Below are 17,036 nucleotides of genomic sequence, written 5' to 3' on the forward strand. Positions count from 1 at the left end.
CTGGCTATTGGTCGCTCCTACATTTGACTGGTCAATTAAAAACAGTGAAATGGAGCAAGCTAGAAAAATTACCGTATTTGGAGCTACTGGTAAAATAGGGTCTGATTTGATCCAATTGTTCTCGGATGCCAAAATACCCGTTACGGCGGTAACGCGTAACCTGAAACGAGCCATCCCGTTACCTTTTGTGCAATGGCATCAGGCCGACATGGCCCATGAGGAGCAACTGATTCCTGTCATAGCTGAAGGTGGTGGCGTTTTCCTGACCTCAGGCCCCAGTCCAGATTTTATACAGGAGCAAACGAATGTGATCCGGGCCGCCCAAAGAGCAGGGGCCGCCCATCTCGTTAAATTATCTTCCGGGGAGGCCAATGCTTCCTCTCCGCTCTTTATTCCCCGGATGCATGGTCTGGTCGAAGCGGCCTTAACCCAAGCGGACATTCCCTATACCATCCTAAGGTCTAACGGCATGATGCAGAACTGGCTGGGCGATCTGGCCGAAAGCGTGCGTAAAGAACGCAAATTCCACGAATCAACGGGCGATGGGAAAAGAGCCTACGTAGACAAAAGGGACGTTGCCGAAGTAGCTTTCAACTGTTTGACACAGCCGGAAAATCACTACGCTAAAACCTATTTCCTGACGGGTGGCGAAGCTGTGAATTATAATGATGTTGCCGCAGCGATTTCCAGCGTGGTTCAACAGCCAGTGGCGTATGTGCCTGTTTCTCTGGAGGAAGCACGCCGGGAGATGGAGCAGCAAAACCTGCCTCCCGCTCTGATCGAAACCTTTATTGCGTATGACACCGCACAACGTAACGGCGAAAAAGCGTTGGTTACCGATTGTGTGAGCAAACTACTGGGTCGCCCACCGCGAACGATAGACCAGTTTTTTGCCGATCATGCCGACTGTTTTCGGTAGACATTACTGGATTTAAATATAGGTTATTATAGAACGAATTTTTGTCATGCTGACGAAGCACCTTCGGATGAGAACTATTTTTGTTGCCAGCGAAGATGCTTCCTGCCGCACCGGCGGACCGGTCAGCATGACAAAAAATAATCTAACGTATTCCGGATAGCCTGCTTCTATACCTAGCGAGCACCAATTTCGATAAGTCATATCTGCGATGATTTGGATTGTGCATTCATACGTTTTCCACTACTATGGTGTACACTTATCAAGGCTTAGGTTATTCAATATCGATAGCCCGTAAATATAGCCAAAGTAGTTAGTGCAGGATTGGATAAAGCAGAGAAAAACTACATCATTAATAAAGTGTAATTTTTTATTTTGCTTCATTTCTGTAAGCTAGCGGAGATATTCCGACGTTTTTCCGGAAAGTGTAGATAAACCTTGACGGTGTTTCATAACCCAGCGAATAGGCGATTTCAGATACAGACCAATCGGTAACTTTTAGCAGCATACGGGCTTCCTGTAAAATTCGCTCGGTAATAATTTCTGAAGTGGTTTTGTTACGGATGTGCTTTACCGCTTTGTTGAGATGATTGGTGGATATGGATAGCTGACTGGCAAAATCGGAGGGCTTCCTCAGTTTAATATTATCAGCCGACGTATACAGTGGAAATTGAAGTGTCAATAACTCTTCAAACAATAAGGTAATTCTGTTGTCTGCCCCATTTCTTACGCTTGCTTTTGCAGGTATCTTATTCATTTTCATCGCTTTGTGAATAAGATCGTAAGTCAGGTTTCGTATGACGTCCATTTTGTAGTCATACTCAGAAGAAAGTTCATTTTGCATATTGTCCAGGATCTTTTCAAATTCCTGATACTGACTTTCCGATAAATTAAAAACATTTTCCTGTACATTTTGGAAAACAGGATACGTTTTTATATTTCCGTAATTGTTGAAAAATTCTTCGTTGAAGATGCAGAAATATTCCCGAATCGGATCGTTGTTTTCTTCCAACAGAAAAGGCACTAACGGATTGATGAAAATCAAAGCATAGTTTTCGATTTCAATAGTCTTGTCGGCGTAGTGGCATTTACATTTTCCGTTTACAAGTTTGATTTTGTAGAGGCTTTTCCGGCTAAACGACAACCGCGAAATGGCCTCCGCTCTTTTCTCTAAGGTGTCAATTTTCAGCACGTCAAAATGACCATTTCCCCATTGGAAATAGGGAGGAATATTCTGCTTTTTCGATTTATAGAAATCCGCTATTGCGTTCGGCTCCTTCATCGTGCAAATGTAAAAAATCAATATCCCCAGGGGTGATTACTGATTGATTTTCGATACACTTTGCCTGATTGCACATACTTCCCCGAGGCTGCACTGGCTAATTTTGCCATAAACTTATCATGTGAAATACACGGTATCAGGTTCAAAGGACGTATTGATAGTTGTTGATTGGGGTATCCGTGCCAATCCCAAACCTCAACGCAGAAGCCACGCATTACAGTAGCACTTAAGCGGTGAAAAGCAAGTGCTTTGGAAAAGGAATGTCCCCAATGGCAGGCAGCGTTCCAGTTGGAAAAACGTCAAAATTCAATCAATAATTAAAATCCATACGATGAGTTTAACAGATTATAGAACTTTAGGAAAATCAGGATTAAGGATTAGCCCGCTTACATTGGGAACAATGACTTTCGGGGAAGATTGGGGTTGGGGTACAAATCCTGCGGATGCCCATGAAATACTGGATTATTATATTCAACATGGTGGCAACATCATCGACACGGCAAACATCTATACCAAAGGACATTCCGAGAAAATTATCGGGGATTTCCTGGCAAAGAAAACCGTCCGCAGAGATGCGTTGGTCATCTCTACAAAGTTTTGGGGCAATCTGTATCCCTATGATGCCAACGGTGGAGGAGCAGGCAGGAAAAGTATCATTCAATCGTTAGAACATTCATTAAAACGCTTGCAAACTGATTATATTGATCTCTACTGGCTTCACGCTTTCGACCCGCATACGCCTATTGAGGAAACGCTATCCACATTGAACGATTTGGTCCGAGACGGGAAAATAAGGTACATCGCTATTTCCGACACCCCGGCCTGGAAAATCACAGAAGCTCAACTGATTGCTACATTCAGGGGTTGGTCCGCATTCATTGGTTTGCAGTTGGAATATTCGTTATTGGAACGTTCTGTAGAAAATGAGTTAATCCCAATGGCTTTGGAAATGGGGTTGGGTGTTATTCCGTGGTCGCCACTAAAAGAAGGAATTTTAAGCGGAAAATACACAAGAGGAAATAAAGGGCAGCATTTAAGTGGCAGAAATGAAAGCCGGATGAGTGCCGAACTACCCGAAAAAGCCTATCAGATAATCGACCAATTGGCATCTATTGCAAGCGATAGGAATGTACCTGTATCGGCAGTTGCCATTGCCTGGGTAATGCACCAAAAAGGAATTACTTCGACTTTGCTTGGAGCCAGAACTATGGAGCAAGTGATACAAAATATTCAGGCTTCAGAATTAAAATTATCCGACAAAGAATTGCAATGGCTACATGAATTGTCTGTCCCGGCCTTACCTTTTCCGCACAATCTACTAAGCGGAACGGCAGATTTGTTGCAGGCAGGCACTACGGTTAATGGTATAAAATCAAATGTGGCTAAAATTCTTCCCCAAAGTAGCAATGACATTTATGAGTAACCTCAAGGCCATCGCTCAATTTCGCGGGAATACGGTTACCAGGCAGACCATAACATCGATGAACTTATATGGAAACAACGATTTTGCCTGTGTTTCTAAATTCTTCTGCAGCATGATGAGCTTCGGCAATCTGCTCCAACGTAAATTGTCTATCGTCTATCAAGGGCTTTACTTTCCCCTGTTCTACGAGTTCGGTGATGTGCTTTAAGATTTGGCCATGTTCCTGTTTTCCTGCTGCATCATTATAAAGAACAGGCAGGATCATATACACCGTGTGGAACGCCAGTGCTTTTTCATGGATAGGCGACAGATCAATCGTATCCAGGGACACGGTTGTTACGATAGTTCCCTTCCTTTTAACCGCTTCAAAGCTATTCGTTAAATGCTGATTTCCAATGGTGTCGAAGACTACATCAAATCCATTACCGCCCGTATGTTTATCTATAAAATACGTAACGGTTTCTTTCTTGTAATCAATCGTATAATCTGCTCCTAATTCCCTGGCTATTGCAGCTTGCTGTTCGTTGGAGATCGTTGCATATACTTGTGCCCCTGATATCTTGGCAAACTGAACGGCCAAGTGCCCGACTCCGCCGACACCGCCATAAACCAGTACTTTCTGGCCGGGCTGTAGGTTGGCTCTCTGGAAAATCGCTTCGTAAGCGGTAATTCCTGCCAGGGGGATTGCGGCCGCTGCTGCAAAATTCAGGTTGCCGGGCATTTTGGATAACAACCTGTAATCCGCTTTTGTATATTCAGCCAAAGCTCCGTCGATTCCTGCTACGCCACCGATGCAACCGTAAACATAATCCCCCGCCTGAAACGCGGTGACATTAGCTCCCGTTTTTTCCACTATTCCCGAAACATCCCCGTGAAGTATTGCCGGAAAGGCAGGGACCAAGTGCGGTAAATGCCCGCTTCTTATTTTATAGTCAATGGGGTTTACCGATGTGGCTTTTACTTTTATAAGAACCTCTTCATCATTAATTTCCGGCACAGGCAATTCTATTGTTTCGAATACTTTACCTGCCGCCCCAAAACTGTTTAATACGACTGCTTTCATTTTATGCTATTTTTTTTGTTAGCAGGATAATGGGTTGCTCAACCAGCATGGTGTCGATTATCGCAGCAAATGCTTTTACATGCGGCTGGTGGTTATGCTCCTCTAAGCCCTTGGCATCATTCCATATTTCATAGAACGTAAACGTGTCGGGATCATCAACGGTGGTGTGCAGGTCGTACCGGAGGCAGGAAACTTCCTTGCGGCTTTCCTGAACAAGATTTCCAAGGATGTCTTTTAGCTGGCTACGGTATTCGGGCCGCCCCCTGACAATGGCGGTGATGTAAACCTGATCATCGCTTTTGTCGTCTGGATGGAAAATAGATTTAAGGTGGTTGTGATACCTTTCCTGGTAACTGTCCACCCGTTCCTGGGTAACGTTCTTTTCCAGATCGTGAAAATGAATACCTTCCATACGTTCAAGGGAGAGGAATGCATTCATCCGGTGAAAGCCAAATAAAACGCCATCGTCTACACTCGTCTGGTTGAAAAATTCACCCGGCAATGTAAACGCCGTTTCAGGAGCATTCCAGGTAGTGGTTACCAGATACTTCCGTCCCTGCATCGTGCCTCCGGTGCCGTAATTGATATTGGGATTGTCGGCCTTTCTTCCGTCGCTGTAAAACATCCCCTTTCGGTGTCCTGCCGTAAAAACCTTGTCCACATATTCCTTTAGCCGGTAGGGCATAGAGAACCACCATACCGGAAAATGATAGATGATTACATCTGCCCATACATATTTCTGAACCTCTTCAAGCAGGTCATAATCTTCGTTGATGTCTGTAATTTGAAGCTCAAAGCCTTGTTCTGGCGTAAAGAATGTTTTGTCCAGCTCCACCAATGTGCTGTTGAACTTTCCTCCTGAATGGGCAAAATGCTGCCCGCCGTTAATGACAAATATTTTCATGGTTGATAATCCTGATTTTCGGCCAAAATTATTCCGCTGCTTTGTATAAGAAAAATAACTTAAATTTGCCTTAACTATAATAATAATTAGATATGCAGGGTAATTTAGAGTGGTTCAGGACGTTCAGGGCTATTTATGAAACCGGGACTATGAGCGGAGCAGCAAAAGAGCTTTTCGTATCGCAACCGGGAGTTGGACTTCATATCAACGCATTAGAAGCATACACCGGCTTTCCGTTATTTGAGCGTACTGCACGACGGATGATCCCAACTGAAAAGGGAAAACTATTGTACAAACAGATGATCGGTGCCCTCAATTGTCTGGAGGAAATTGAGCAACGTTTCAAACAGAAATCCGGAAACATCAATGCTACCGTCAGCATCGGCATGTGCGTGGAAACATTTCAACACGTTCTTGAAAAGTACATACCGACGTTGGATTTCAACCTGATGATGCAATTCGGAAACAATAAACAGCTGTTACAGCTATTGGAGCATGGTTCGGTAGATCTGATTTTAACAACAGAGACCAGCAATTGCAGCAGCCTGGTTTTGAAACCTTTCACTACAGAGAAATTCCTGCTTGTCTCCGGAAAGCAAACCGATATTTCCGGCTTTCAATCCTCCGATAGAGAAGCATTGATGGATTGGCTGAAAAGCCAGATATGGTACAGTACCGCGGCTGATATGGAATCGCTTAGCCGATTCTGGGAAGCAAATTTTAACGAACGCCCCGACTTTGTACCCAATTACATTGTGCCTAATAAGTTTTCCATCACCCGGTGCTTATCCGGTGGAAAGGGGTTGGCGATACTCCCTGACTTTTTATGCAGGGATGCCATAGAGACGGGTGACATTATAAAACTTTGGGAGGGGTATGTGGATGTGGAGAATACCATTTATTTCGGACAGAGAAAAAAATCCCTGTATGCCAATGAAATAGAGTGTATAGAGCAGATGCTGAGAAACGAGTTTAAGAGCTAATTATGCATACTTATTTCGCGACTTGTTACACGATCATAATGAACGATAAACTCAGGCAGTACATAGAAGAAGTCATCAAACTGACGGACATAAGCCTCAATGGCTGTAAATGGCAGGGTTGACGTTAGAAAAGAATTATTCCTCACGAGTCCATTTCTGACTCCAAAAGTGTAAATCCAATACAATACTTAACAGTTCTTTTCCTTTGGCTGTAACTTCATATTTAATTTGTTGAGGAACAGTTTCAGGAATTTGAATTTTAGTTATTAATCTTTCTTGTTGTAATTCACTTATTCTTTTGCCTAATATTTGGTCCGAAATAGTAGGAAACACTTTTTTTAACTTGCTGAACTGATAAACATCTTTTGAAATGCAGTATAGAATCTGCATTTTCCAACGAAGCCCAATAGTTCCCAAAACTGCGTTGACATCACAGGCTTCTGCTAAAACCTGTAGATTATCCATATTGGATGAGCCTATTTTAATTTCACTTGACATAATAAAGAAAAGATTTGAAACTCATTTTAGGGTGAGTTATTGCCCCCCTGTTGGATACTGCTTTACTTTGGTGTAAAAGTAAAAAGTACTGAACATCATGCATGTATCGAGACATTTATTAGTAATACTTATTCTATTGTTCATTGTAGGAACAAATAGGGTTCTTGCTCAACATAAAACGGAAAAACCTGTATTTGTTTTAGTTCACGGAGCCTGGCACGGTGGCTGGTGCTGGCAAGACGTGACTAAAGAGTTAAGGAAAAAAGGCTACGAAGTTTACACACCAACACTTAGTGGCTTAGGCGAACATAAAAACCTGATTGACGAACCTATCGATTTACAAACACATATTACCGACATCATTAACTTCATAGAAATGGAGGATTTATACCAGGTGATTTTAGTAGGACATAGTTATTCAGGTACGGTAATCGCTGGCGTTGCGGATAGCATTCCCAACCGATTGAGCCAATTAGTTTATCTTGATGCCATGATTGTCCATAATGGTGAAAGTGCCCTTTCTATCCAAACAGAAGAAACACAGAACCAACTAAACCCATTAATGGAAAAGAAGCAAAACGTTCCCCCAATCCTGGCAGAAAACTTTGGTGTAACCGATAGGCTAAAAGCCAAATGGGTCAATGAAAGACTAACTCCACAGCCTTACCGTACATTTAGCCAGAAATTAAAATTAAAACATACGTTCGGAAATAACATACCACTGGTTTACATTGCTTGTACAAATCCACAGTTACCAGTTTTGAAACAATTAAGCAAAGAAGCTCAAAGCAATTCTTTGTGGACTTACTACGCTTTACATACAGGACACGATGCTATGATCACCGCTCCGGATGAATTAACCAAGCTGTTAATTAAAATTGCAAAATAAAAGAAATCTGCCCACATCGGCTTGGTAATAGGAGGGCTGAAGTAAAAGATTTAACGGCAGGTTTTAAATTGAAATTTTGTATTTTAACTGAATATGACAACGCTAATAGCCTTCCTTTTATTTTTAATTTTCTTATGTATTTCCTCCATTCATTTCTATTGGGCAGCGGGTGGGAAATGGGGAAGTGATGCCGTGCTTCCTACCAAAGCGGACAACAATATAAAAGTTTTAAATCCTGGTATCGTATCAACATTAATTGTAGCATTTGGTTTACTGGGTTTTGGTTTTTTTATTTTAATAGTAACGAAACTGGTAACGTTTAGCCTACCCCAATGGCTTACTACCTATGGACTCTGGATAATTGCGGGTATTTTTATGCTAAGAGCAATTGGAGACTTCAATTATGTTGGTTTTTTTAAGAAAATTAAGCACACAAAGTTTGGGGAAAGTGACACGAAATATTTTTCGCCCTTATGTCTCGTAATTGGCGTATTAACAATAATTTTAGCACTGAAGAAATAAAACTATTGCTAATAAGAGTTTAGCTTATCTATCGTTTTTAAATGGTTTAAATGATTGCTTCGCAGTTGGTATCAAGCGGACTGATTCCGAATTTTTGAGACAGGATGTGCAGAATCAGTGGCAGGAATTCTATTACCTTATTAACCGTTCTATTTCCTTTTTTGTAAGTTAGTAAATAGAAAATGGTTGACTAGGACAGTACTCCATTGAACGCTTGTGCTTCTATTTCCGCTCCTTCGCAAAGGCGTTTTCTGCTAGTAGTCATTGTAACAAATGACCACAAGACACAACGCTAAACACTCTATAAAAAATTATAATATGTTTATAATTTCATTGACCTACAAGAAAGACATTAGCGAAAGTAGAAAAATTCATTGAACCGCATATCCGGTTTCTGGACAACTATTATGCCGACAAGAAATTCATTTTTTCCGGCAGAAAAAATCCGAGAACAGGTGGCGTTATTTTAGTTCGGAATGTGGACAGAGAAACCTTGACTGACATCATCAGACAAGACCCTTTCTATCAAAACGAAATTGCCGACTATGACATCACCGAAGTAATTCCAACTAAATATGATGAAGACTTTTCTTGTTTTATTGAATAGACAATCTACCAGGAAGAATCAAACCATAGCAGCAATGCTAAACCGGAAGAATGCCTGTTATACTGAAATAACGATTTTCCCCACCATATCCCCTTTTTCTATCCTTTGATAGGCTTCTTTGACCTCTTCCAGGGTATAAATGGTATCAATAACGGGATGAATATGGTTGACCTCAATGGCACGGTTCATTTTTGAAAAACTTTCCGCACTCCCCGTCGCCAGTCCTTGGATACGTATAAAAGACAAATTGATGGAATGCTTGTGAATGTCAATGGGTAATGCCGACCCTGATATAAATCCGGCAGTTGCCAGAAAGCCGTTTTCTTTGAGTGATAGTAACGACTGTTCTATGGTTTTCGTCCCTGCAATATCCAGGGTAACCTCTACACCCTCGCCGTTGTTAAGCCGCAGGACTTCCTGGTGCCATTCTGGGTGTGCAGTATAATTGATGACGGCATCTGCTCCCAGTTCCAACAATTTCCGTTCTTTTTCCCGGGTGCTGGTGGTAGCGATTACTTTGGCTCCGGCTGCCTTGGCCAGTTGCAACGCAAAAATAGAAACGCCCCCCGTACCTTGTGTAAGTACGGTTTGCCCGGGTTGGAGGTGGGCCTGATTGATGAGGGCGTGCCAGGCCGTTACGGCTGCAATGGGCAATGTAGAAACCTCTTCAAAACTTAAGTTGTCGGGTGCTTTCACAATGCCGTATTCGGGCAGACAAACGTATTCGGCCAAAACGCCTTGCGTTTGCCAGGCTACCCTGGTGTGGTATTCTTTTTGAAACTCTCCTTTCACCCAGTTCTGCACATATTGGACGGCTACTCGGTCGCCTACTTTCCATGTACTTACGTCTTCGCCTAGGGCCTCGATCGTGCCCGCTCCGTCGGATGCCGGGGTATAGGGCAGTGGGGGGAGGTCTTTATAAAAATTGCCGCTTGTCAATAATACGTCCAGGTAATTGAGCGATACGGCTTTTATCCTTACCAAAACTTCACCACGCTTGGGACTTGGTTTCGGGATTTCTATTACTTGTAAGTTTTTTATCCCAAACTGATCTAATTGTACGGCTTTCATCTGTCAATCGTTTAAAATTTTTCTCCCAGTGTAATACGAAGCCTGTTGAGTGCATTCATAAGGGCTATGCTGGCCGTCAGCTCCACGATTTCCTTTTCTGAAAACAGTTTTCCGAGGTCGTTTTTGATTTTCTCCAGATTAGGAGAAAGGGAACAGACCGCATCTGTCCACCGGAGTACAAGCTGCTGCTTTTCGTCAAACGATACGGAGTGCTGGTAGCCGGGAATTTTGTCGATGAGATTTTGGGAAACACCCATTTCGCGAAGCTCATTGGCGTGGAAGCTACAGCAATACGAGCATCCGTTTAGCTGTGAGGTTCTCAATTCTGCCAGAGCGATTAGCGTGTTGTCTAATCCCGACCGGCGTATGCTCGCGTGAGATTGATAGAGGTAGCCGATGGTTTCCCTGGCTATTTCTTTATAGTTCATTGCGTTGTTTTTGTAGGAAACAAAGTTAGAACAGACCTCCTTCACGGAGCCGTAAAGAAATGGGGAAAAACAGTATCCTAATGGGATATGGGCAGGAAAGCTGTTCAAATGCGTACCTTTATACTATGAAACAGCTCAGTGATACGTTTGCTATCGAGATTGCCGAATACAGCGAATGGAAAGAGAGAAACAGGAAAAACAACTTTTTTGAACTGGCGTACATCCTGGAGGGAAAGGGCCTTCATAGTGTTAACTATATCAAATATCCCTATCAGAAAAACGGTATATTTCTTTTACCTGCTGCGAAGTGCCATACGTACGTGATCGAAGAAAAGACCCGCTTTCTGTTTGTACGTTTTACGGGAAATTATTTCTTAGCCGACCTCAAAAAAACGGTGGATTATAGCCATTGGTTTAGCCGATTGAATTTCATTATAGGCAATCACACCCATCTTGCCGGTGAGCTAATTGACCATCCTGAAGAGAAAGCACAACTGAAAAGGCTTTTAGAGGTGATACGCTATGAGTATGATAAGCAAGAAACCTGCTCCGCATTCGTAATCCAGAATACGTTGGTTGCTGTGCTGGCGGTCATTTGCAGGAATATCCAGCAGCGAGCCTGGGATGGACGAACGTTCAACGACCAAAAGTTTACGGATTTACTCAACTTCATCAGCTTTAATATTCTTGACCCTGAAAAATTATCTGTCAAGTACTTGTCTCAAAAATTCCACATCGCGGAAACGTACTTTAGCGAATACTTTAAACGCAATGCCTCGGAGCGATTTCAGGATTATGTATTAAAGTCCAAACTTCGGATTGCCCAATCAAGAGCAAAATTTACCGATACGCCCATACAGGAAATCGCTCTTGACTTAGGATTTACGGACAGCAGCCATCTTAACAGAATGATGAAAAACTATTTTGGCAAAGGGATGAGGGAAATACGAAAAGAAATGCAGGGATAGAATGGCACGGCTCCCAATAAGACGTCGACTCTGGACAGCTATAGATGATTACTGGTTTGGAAATATTCAATTATAAAATTCATAATCGTTGCTCACTCATGGAAAGCCTAAAAATACTATGTAGGCTTTCTCTGTATAATCTCGGTAAACCGTGCCTTATGGCGAAACTTTGTTAGGTTGAAGCAATTCCCTTCTTTCCAGGTATTGGCGTAAAACGATCATTGTAAAAGCAAGCATACCAAATACAACGGTGATCCAAGGCGTGAACTGCACCCCTTTAGAAACAATGAGCCAACCTCCCACGGTCGTTCCCACGGTTACACCCAAGTTGCCAAATGACGTAGCCAGGCTGTTGGCAAACGCCATGGCTTCCGGTGCGGAGGAAATCATGTAGGTAGACGCATTCAGAAAACTTGGCGAATACAGAAATCCCCACAAGGCGATTACCAGGATGGTAGCCATCGTGTTGCCTCCCGAAACGTGCAACAGTATAGGCACGATGATGGTCCCTGAAAGAAAAAAAGCGACGGTATAGGGGATGTTCTTATTCAGCATTTTACCGGCCGTCCAGTTGGCAAGCACACCGATAATGCCAAATACAAACAACATATAACTAACCATGGTGCCATCCATATCTTTGGCTTTATTCAGGTAATCGGCAAAGTAACTATAGGTGGAAAACCACGCCGAAATCATAAAGAAATTCATCGCAGTGCTGACCATGAACGTTGGTTTAGTCAGTATTTGCAACTGGCTTCCGTAGGACTTTTTTTGGTTTACGGGCATAGGTGGCAGTACGAAATAGATAGCCAGCAAAGCCACCACGCTGATCATGGCCTGCACCATAAACGAGTATTCCCAGGAAAAACGGCTAGCTATATACGTAGCGAATGGAACGGTGGTTACCATGGCAATGGCGACACCACTGAATACGATACTCATCAGTTCGTTCTCGTTCTGTTTATTGCCTTGCGAAACCGCTACGGATAAAGCCGTTGCGATATAAACCGGCTGTAAAAAGGCTGGCAGTATCCTGACGAACATCAACAACCAAAAGGGCGGTGAAAAAGAAGAGACAACGCCTGTAACGAGAAAAATTAAAATAGCCGTCAGCATCACTTTCCTGCGGTCAAAGCCTGAGGCCAGCAAGGTCATAAAAGGTCCCGTAAGGGCGATGACCAATGCAAAAGCACCCAATAAATACCCTGCTGTATCAATGCTGATCTGGTAATGTGCTGCCACTTGCGGCAAAATACCGATGATGCCAAATTCGGTAGTAATAACCGCTAAAAACCCCAATGCTCCTATGTATGCGTATTTTTTCATTGCTTATTGAGTACGGGCTCAAGTTCAATACGTTGAGCTGCATGTATACTATATTGATGTTGCATCAGTCGTCTAGTGAAGCATAGATGACATTCTTGAACAAGTGGCCTATATCTTCAGAATAGGCATCGTACTGCTGAGTATAGACCAATCCGATCAGGTGCTGCTGCTGATCAACCCAATAATGGGTATTGAAAATACCACCCCAATAGAATGACCCTATAGAAGGGGATTGCAGGTACTTATTGAGGTCGGTAACCAGGGCAACCCCAAGGCCGAATTGTAACCCGGCAGGTCTTTTGATCTCATCCGGGAGTTGGTTAGTCAATAGAAGTGCTAACGTTTTTGAACCAATCACTCGCTTGTTGCCTACGTATCCTTTGGTGAGGAAGAGGCTCAAAAATTTGGCATAATCAGCCGTGGTAGAAACTAAGCCAGCTCCCCCGGAGCGGTAAATACCGTCAGCTAATGGATAAGCCGGATCATTGCCCTCATAGATGGGGGCACTTACCTCGCTAAATGTTCCATCTTTATCTTTTACCGACAGTCCAACCAATCGCTTGGCTTTTGATTGGGGGAGATGGAAATATGTGTCCCTCATTCCCAGCGGCTCAAAAATTCGTGATTGAAGAAATGTATCCAGTGACATACCGCTCCAGATCTCTATCAGGTAACCCAGCACATCATCATTCAAACCGTAGGTAAATGATGCTCCCGGTTGATGAAATAGGGGTTGTTTCGCGAGCAACAACATTTGATCTTTTAAAATACCCTTGCTGCCGATGCCAGTTCCAATGCCTGCTTTGGCATACACGGCATTGATGATGCGATTGCCCGAAAATACAGGGTAGGCTATACCTGAAGTGTGGCGGAACAAATCCCGAATGGTGATTTCCCTTTGTGCCGGAACGGTCGTGTAACTACTGTCGGCGGGATTGAACTGGTCCAGTACTTTGGGATTTTTGAAAGCCGGGATATATTTGGATATGGGGTCGTCCAACAAGAATTTTCCCTCTTCCCAAAGCATCAGTGCGGCAAGGCTTGTGATGGCTTTGGTTTGCGATGCGATGCGAAAAATATGATCCGTCTGTAAGGGTTGTTTGGTGGATACATCGGCATAACCAAAGGCTTTATTGTATAAAACGTTGCCGTCCTTCATTAGCAACACATTCATTCCCACGACTTCATTGGTTGCTATAAGTCGATTGGATAAGTCGTCTAGTTTCTTTTCTAACAAAGTCGTTTGAGCCGAACTGCTTAGGATTACTAGACTGGCGATGAAAGTAAGAACCTGTTTGTGCATCATTAACTTATTTGAATTGACCCCACAAACCTATCGAGCAACCACTATTTTTGCATAGTATACAGCTATTTGTATGGTACAGACAAATTTGTAAGTAATGGGTAAGCGAAAAGAAACGTCAACCAATTTGTTGAACGAAAACTACATCGTTGAAAGCTGTGATTTGACCTATGCCGTTTGTATGATTGGCGGGCGATGGAAATTGCTTATTCTTTGCAAGCTTGAAAATGGGAAATTGCGTTTCAGTGAGCTCCGGGACAGAATTAACGGGATTACAGAACGAATGCTTACGCTACAGTTGAGAGAGCTTGAAAAGGAAGGTTTGGTAAAGCGTACCGTACATGCGGAAGTGCCTCCCAGAGTCGATTATGAACTAACAAGTATTGCTAAAGAGTTAGTGCCTATTTGGTCACAATTGAGTAATTGGGGAGGGAAGCATAGAAAATTGATGAACAAACCAAGGTAATACCTAAACTGCTCTTGCTTATTGAACTACTGTAAATCAGGGTTATTCTTGAAGGGTTCCAGTTCATTTTTATAATCCGAAGAACGTATGCCTTAGTCTGATTATGAATGAGTGTGAAGAAAAAATTAGCAGTGATTTTAAGGACTGGAAAATTTGATAGTTGTCTGTGATGAAAAAAGCGGTTACAGATATTCCAAAATACGATCTGAAAAAGTTTAAATCCGTTCATCGGGAAGATGATGGACTAGCCTCCTTCGGGTACAATCATATTGAAAAAGCTAAAACGATTGAGGGCTTTGAAATCTATTCCAGCGAAGGTCTGATCCGTTCTATCGGTCCTTTAAAATCTGATTTTTACAGGGTGAGTATTACCGTGCAAGGCTCATTGGACATGCAAATTGGGTTGGACCGTTTCCCTAACAAGCCTCGGACGCTGGCGTTCACATTTCCTAACCAGATTTTTTCGAAAAGCAATTTTTCTGCCTATACGTTCGGTTACTATATCCTATTCAATACTGATTTTCTGAACGATCTGATTCCATCCATAAAAATAACAGATGAATTCCCGTTCTACAATCTTTCAGGAACACCTGTTTTTCAGGTTTCAGCCGATGAGCTGGAGGGAATGGTTGAGCTGTTGATGAAAATGAATGCCGAACTGCAAAGTACGAAAACAGGTCGGGAGAAGGCCATCCGAATGTATCTGTATCTCTTGCTTTTAGAGGCAAAAAGAAGCTACGAAAAGCAAACTATTAGTGATGAAAGTGAAGATAAACCGGAAAGTTACCGGTTGGCCAGCCGTTTCAGAAAATTGGTATCCATACATTATTTAACCAAAAGACAAGTGTCGGATTATGCGGAAATGTTGGGTGTAAGTGCCAATCATCTCAATAAAACCGTAAAAGAACATTCCGGCCATACCGCTTCCGAGGCCATCAGGGAAATGCTTTTGCAGGAAGCGAAATCACTGTTACGGTACACCGATCATTCAGTGGCGGAGATTGCCTATAAACTTGATTTTTCAGAACCGGCTTCGTTCAACCGTTTCTTCAAAAGCTATACAGGAGAAACACCGCTCACGTTCCGGAAGATGAATAATTGAGTATATAAAAGGCCGTATCAGGTCAATGTTTTTGCATGGTTGGGGTAGCAATTTTGTTCCAACTTTTAAAAGCAAAAATGATGACTTTAGAGCACAAAAAAATCGTTATTGCCGGAGGTACGTCCGGTATTGGATTATCCACCGCGTTGTTGCTTCTGAACAAAGGTGCAAGCGTTACGGTAACGGGAAGAGATGCAGAGAAACGGAGATCTGCATCCGCAAAAGGATTACAAACTGCCGAGGTGGACAGCACTAACCCTGAAGCATTGCAGGCATTTTTTCAATCCCTGGGAAATATCGACCATTTGGTTATCGCTTTAGGCAGCAACAAAGGCTTGGGAAACTTTACGGAACTTTCGCTGGACGATTTACGGAAAGGTTTTGAAGAAAAATACTGGCCGCATCTCAACACCTTGAAATCAGCCATTCCGTTTATGAATCCGGCAGGAAGCATTACACTGGTTACCGCTATTACCGCTACTGCAAAGTTTCCCGGCACGTCAGGAATTGGTTCGGTAAATGGGGCGTTGGAAATGATGGTGCCCATTATTGCCAAAGAAATTGCACCTGTCCGCATCAATGCCGTTTCGCCCGGAGTAGTGGACACGCCCTGGTGGGATTTTATGCCAGCAGATAGTAAGCAACAGGCTTTTGAAGGCTATGCCTCACAAATTGCAGTCGGCAGAATTGGAAGACCGGAAGATATTGCATACGCTATTCTTTTTCTCGCCCAGAACGACTATATGACCGGGAAAATTTTGCCCTGCGATGGCGGACTTTCCTGACAGGTCAACACGGCCGATACCCGAAAAGATCAGCAATGATGGCTTTGGGGTTCTAGTGAGTCAATCCTTCGCATCTTTTAAGGATATTCAATCTCGTATGTGCCCATCAGTTTTTTACCATAGTTGATAAGCATTTCTACCACGGGAAGGGCTTCTTTTCCCTTTTCGGTAATGCTATATTCCACTTTCGGAGGCACTTCCGCATATACTTCTCGCTGGATTAATCCATGGGCTTCTAAATCTTTTAGTTGGGTGGACAGCATCTTGTGGGTGATATGCGGAATGTCTTTCTTTAGTTCACCATAACGCATCGTCTTGGTTCTCAAACGCCACAGAATAGGCATTTTCCACGTTCCGCCTATATGAGATAAGGCAAACTCTATGGGGTTGTAATACAGTTTTCCGTCGTGCTTGAACTCTGGCATATCGATAACTTTTCAACGCTTCCCTAAGAGTAAGTATAGCACAAAAAAGTGTGTGATGACTTTTTACGTACCTCG

18 protein-coding genes and 1 pseudogene are annotated in these 17,036 nt (G+C 42.9%); 10 read left to right on the forward strand and 9 right to left on the reverse strand.

The window, feature by feature from the left end; genetic code table 11:
* Positions 1-49 precede the first annotated feature (49 nt).
* On the forward strand, positions 50-919 hold the full coding sequence (locus tag QE357_RS01415; protein WP_309705217.1) for an NmrA family NAD(P)-binding protein: 870 nt from the start codon (positions 50-52) through the stop codon (positions 917-919).
* 367 nt (positions 920-1,286) lie between these two features.
* Here QE357_RS01415 and QE357_RS01420 read toward each other — a convergent pair whose 3' ends face one another.
* Positions 1,287-2,198, reverse strand: coding sequence for an AraC family transcriptional regulator (locus QE357_RS01420; protein WP_157830295.1), 912 nt, complete (start codon positions 2,196-2,198; stop codon positions 1,287-1,289).
* A 331-nt stretch (positions 2,199-2,529) separates the two neighbouring features.
* On the opposite strand from QE357_RS01420, the gene QE357_RS01425 reads away from it, so the two are divergent.
* Complete coding sequence (locus QE357_RS01425) at positions 2,530-3,621, forward strand: aldo/keto reductase (protein WP_106636510.1); 1,092 nt, start codon at positions 2,530-2,532, stop codon at positions 3,619-3,621.
* A 64-nt stretch (positions 3,622-3,685) separates the two neighbouring features.
* Here QE357_RS01425 and QE357_RS01430 read toward each other — a convergent pair whose 3' ends face one another.
* Positions 3,686-4,684, reverse strand: a complete 999-nt coding sequence (locus QE357_RS01430) for a zinc-binding dehydrogenase (RefSeq protein ID WP_106636511.1) — start codon at positions 4,682-4,684, stop codon at positions 3,686-3,688.
* 1 nt (position 4,685) lies between these two features.
* Entirely contained in the window at positions 4,686-5,588 is a 903-nt protein-coding gene (locus QE357_RS01435) for an NAD(P)H-dependent oxidoreductase (protein ID WP_309705222.1), read from the reverse strand.
* A 92-nt stretch (positions 5,589-5,680) separates the two neighbouring features.
* Between QE357_RS01435 and QE357_RS01440 the strand changes: the two genes are divergently transcribed.
* Positions 5,681-6,571 carry a LysR family transcriptional regulator gene (locus QE357_RS01440; RefSeq protein ID WP_106636513.1) on the forward strand — a complete coding sequence of 297 codons (891 nt, stop codon included), beginning with the start codon at positions 5,681-5,683 and terminating at the stop codon, positions 6,569-6,571.
* Positions 6,572-6,706: 135 nt separating this feature from the next.
* Here QE357_RS01440 and QE357_RS01445 read toward each other — a convergent pair whose 3' ends face one another.
* The gene (locus QE357_RS01445; protein WP_106636514.1) at positions 6,707-7,069 is read right to left on the reverse strand and encodes a helix-turn-helix domain-containing protein; all 363 of its coding nucleotides are present in this window, start codon (positions 7,067-7,069) and stop codon (positions 6,707-6,709) included.
* Between the two features lie 97 nt (positions 7,070-7,166).
* Between QE357_RS01445 and QE357_RS01450 the strand changes: the two genes are divergently transcribed.
* The 3 genes and pseudogenes from QE357_RS01450 to QE357_RS24970 form a co-directional block, all read left to right on the forward strand.
* Entirely contained in the window at positions 7,167-7,958 is a 792-nt protein-coding gene (locus tag QE357_RS01450; RefSeq protein WP_106636515.1) for an alpha/beta hydrolase, read from the forward strand.
* A 93-nt stretch (positions 7,959-8,051) separates the two neighbouring features.
* Positions 8,052-8,480: a DUF3995 domain-containing protein gene (locus QE357_RS01455; protein WP_309705227.1), complete on the forward strand. Its 429-nt coding sequence runs from the start codon at positions 8,052-8,054 to the stop codon at positions 8,478-8,480.
* A 361-nt stretch (positions 8,481-8,841) separates the two neighbouring features.
* Positions 8,842-9,087, forward strand: a pseudogene (locus tag QE357_RS24970) (YciI family protein); the annotation flags it as partial.
* A gap of 57 nt (positions 9,088-9,144) precedes the next feature.
* Here QE357_RS24970 and QE357_RS01460 read toward each other — a convergent pair.
* Together QE357_RS01460 and QE357_RS01465 are read right to left on the reverse strand one after the other, a co-directional pair.
* On the reverse strand, positions 9,145-10,158 hold the full coding sequence (locus QE357_RS01460) for an NAD(P)-dependent alcohol dehydrogenase (RefSeq protein WP_309705229.1): 1,014 nt from the start codon (positions 10,156-10,158) through the stop codon (positions 9,145-9,147).
* Between the two features lie 11 nt (positions 10,159-10,169).
* Positions 10,170-10,631 (reverse strand): carboxymuconolactone decarboxylase family protein, encoded by a 462-nt coding sequence (locus tag QE357_RS01465; RefSeq protein ID WP_309705231.1) that lies wholly within the window; start codon positions 10,629-10,631, stop codon positions 10,170-10,172.
* An 80-nt stretch (positions 10,632-10,711) separates the two neighbouring features.
* Between QE357_RS01465 and QE357_RS01470 the strand changes: the two genes are divergently transcribed.
* A complete protein-coding gene (locus QE357_RS01470; RefSeq protein WP_309705233.1) occupies positions 10,712-11,554 on the forward strand; it encodes an AraC family transcriptional regulator in 843 nt (280 codons plus the stop codon).
* 156 nt (positions 11,555-11,710) lie between these two features.
* Here QE357_RS01470 and QE357_RS01475 read toward each other — a convergent pair whose 3' ends face one another.
* Both QE357_RS01475 and QE357_RS01480 read right to left on the reverse strand, forming a co-directional pair.
* On the reverse strand, positions 11,711-12,880 hold the full coding sequence (locus tag QE357_RS01475) for an MFS transporter (RefSeq protein WP_309705234.1): 1,170 nt from the start codon (positions 12,878-12,880) through the stop codon (positions 11,711-11,713).
* 64 nt (positions 12,881-12,944) lie between these two features.
* Positions 12,945-14,186: a serine hydrolase domain-containing protein gene (locus QE357_RS01480; RefSeq protein WP_309705236.1), complete on the reverse strand. Its 1,242-nt coding sequence runs from the start codon at positions 14,184-14,186 to the stop codon at positions 12,945-12,947.
* A gap of 94 nt (positions 14,187-14,280) precedes the next feature.
* Between QE357_RS01480 and QE357_RS01485 the strand changes: the two genes are divergently transcribed.
* The 3 genes from QE357_RS01485 to QE357_RS01495 all read left to right on the forward strand — a co-directional run bounded on the left by QE357_RS01485 (position 14,281) and on the right by QE357_RS01495 (position 16,536).
* The gene (locus tag QE357_RS01485) at positions 14,281-14,649 is read left to right on the forward strand and encodes a helix-turn-helix domain-containing protein (RefSeq protein ID WP_307141766.1); all 369 of its coding nucleotides are present in this window, start codon (positions 14,281-14,283) and stop codon (positions 14,647-14,649) included.
* A 169-nt stretch (positions 14,650-14,818) separates the two neighbouring features.
* Positions 14,819-15,751, forward strand: a complete 933-nt coding sequence (locus tag QE357_RS01490) for a helix-turn-helix domain-containing protein (RefSeq protein ID WP_309705239.1) — start codon at positions 14,819-14,821, stop codon at positions 15,749-15,751.
* A 77-nt stretch (positions 15,752-15,828) separates the two neighbouring features.
* Complete coding sequence (locus QE357_RS01495) at positions 15,829-16,536, forward strand: SDR family oxidoreductase (protein ID WP_309705241.1); 708 nt, start codon at positions 15,829-15,831, stop codon at positions 16,534-16,536.
* A 77-nt stretch (positions 16,537-16,613) separates the two neighbouring features.
* On the opposite strand, the gene QE357_RS01500 is transcribed toward QE357_RS01495, so the two are convergent.
* Positions 16,614-16,961, reverse strand: coding sequence for a helix-turn-helix domain-containing protein (locus QE357_RS01500; protein ID WP_309705243.1), 348 nt, complete (start codon positions 16,959-16,961; stop codon positions 16,614-16,616).
* Between the last annotated feature and the right edge of the window lie 75 nt (positions 16,962-17,036).

Source organism: Siphonobacter sp. SORGH_AS_0500, assembly GCF_031453245.1.
In the GTDB taxonomy this organism is placed as follows: Bacteria; Bacteroidota; Bacteroidia; order Cytophagales; family Spirosomataceae; genus Siphonobacter.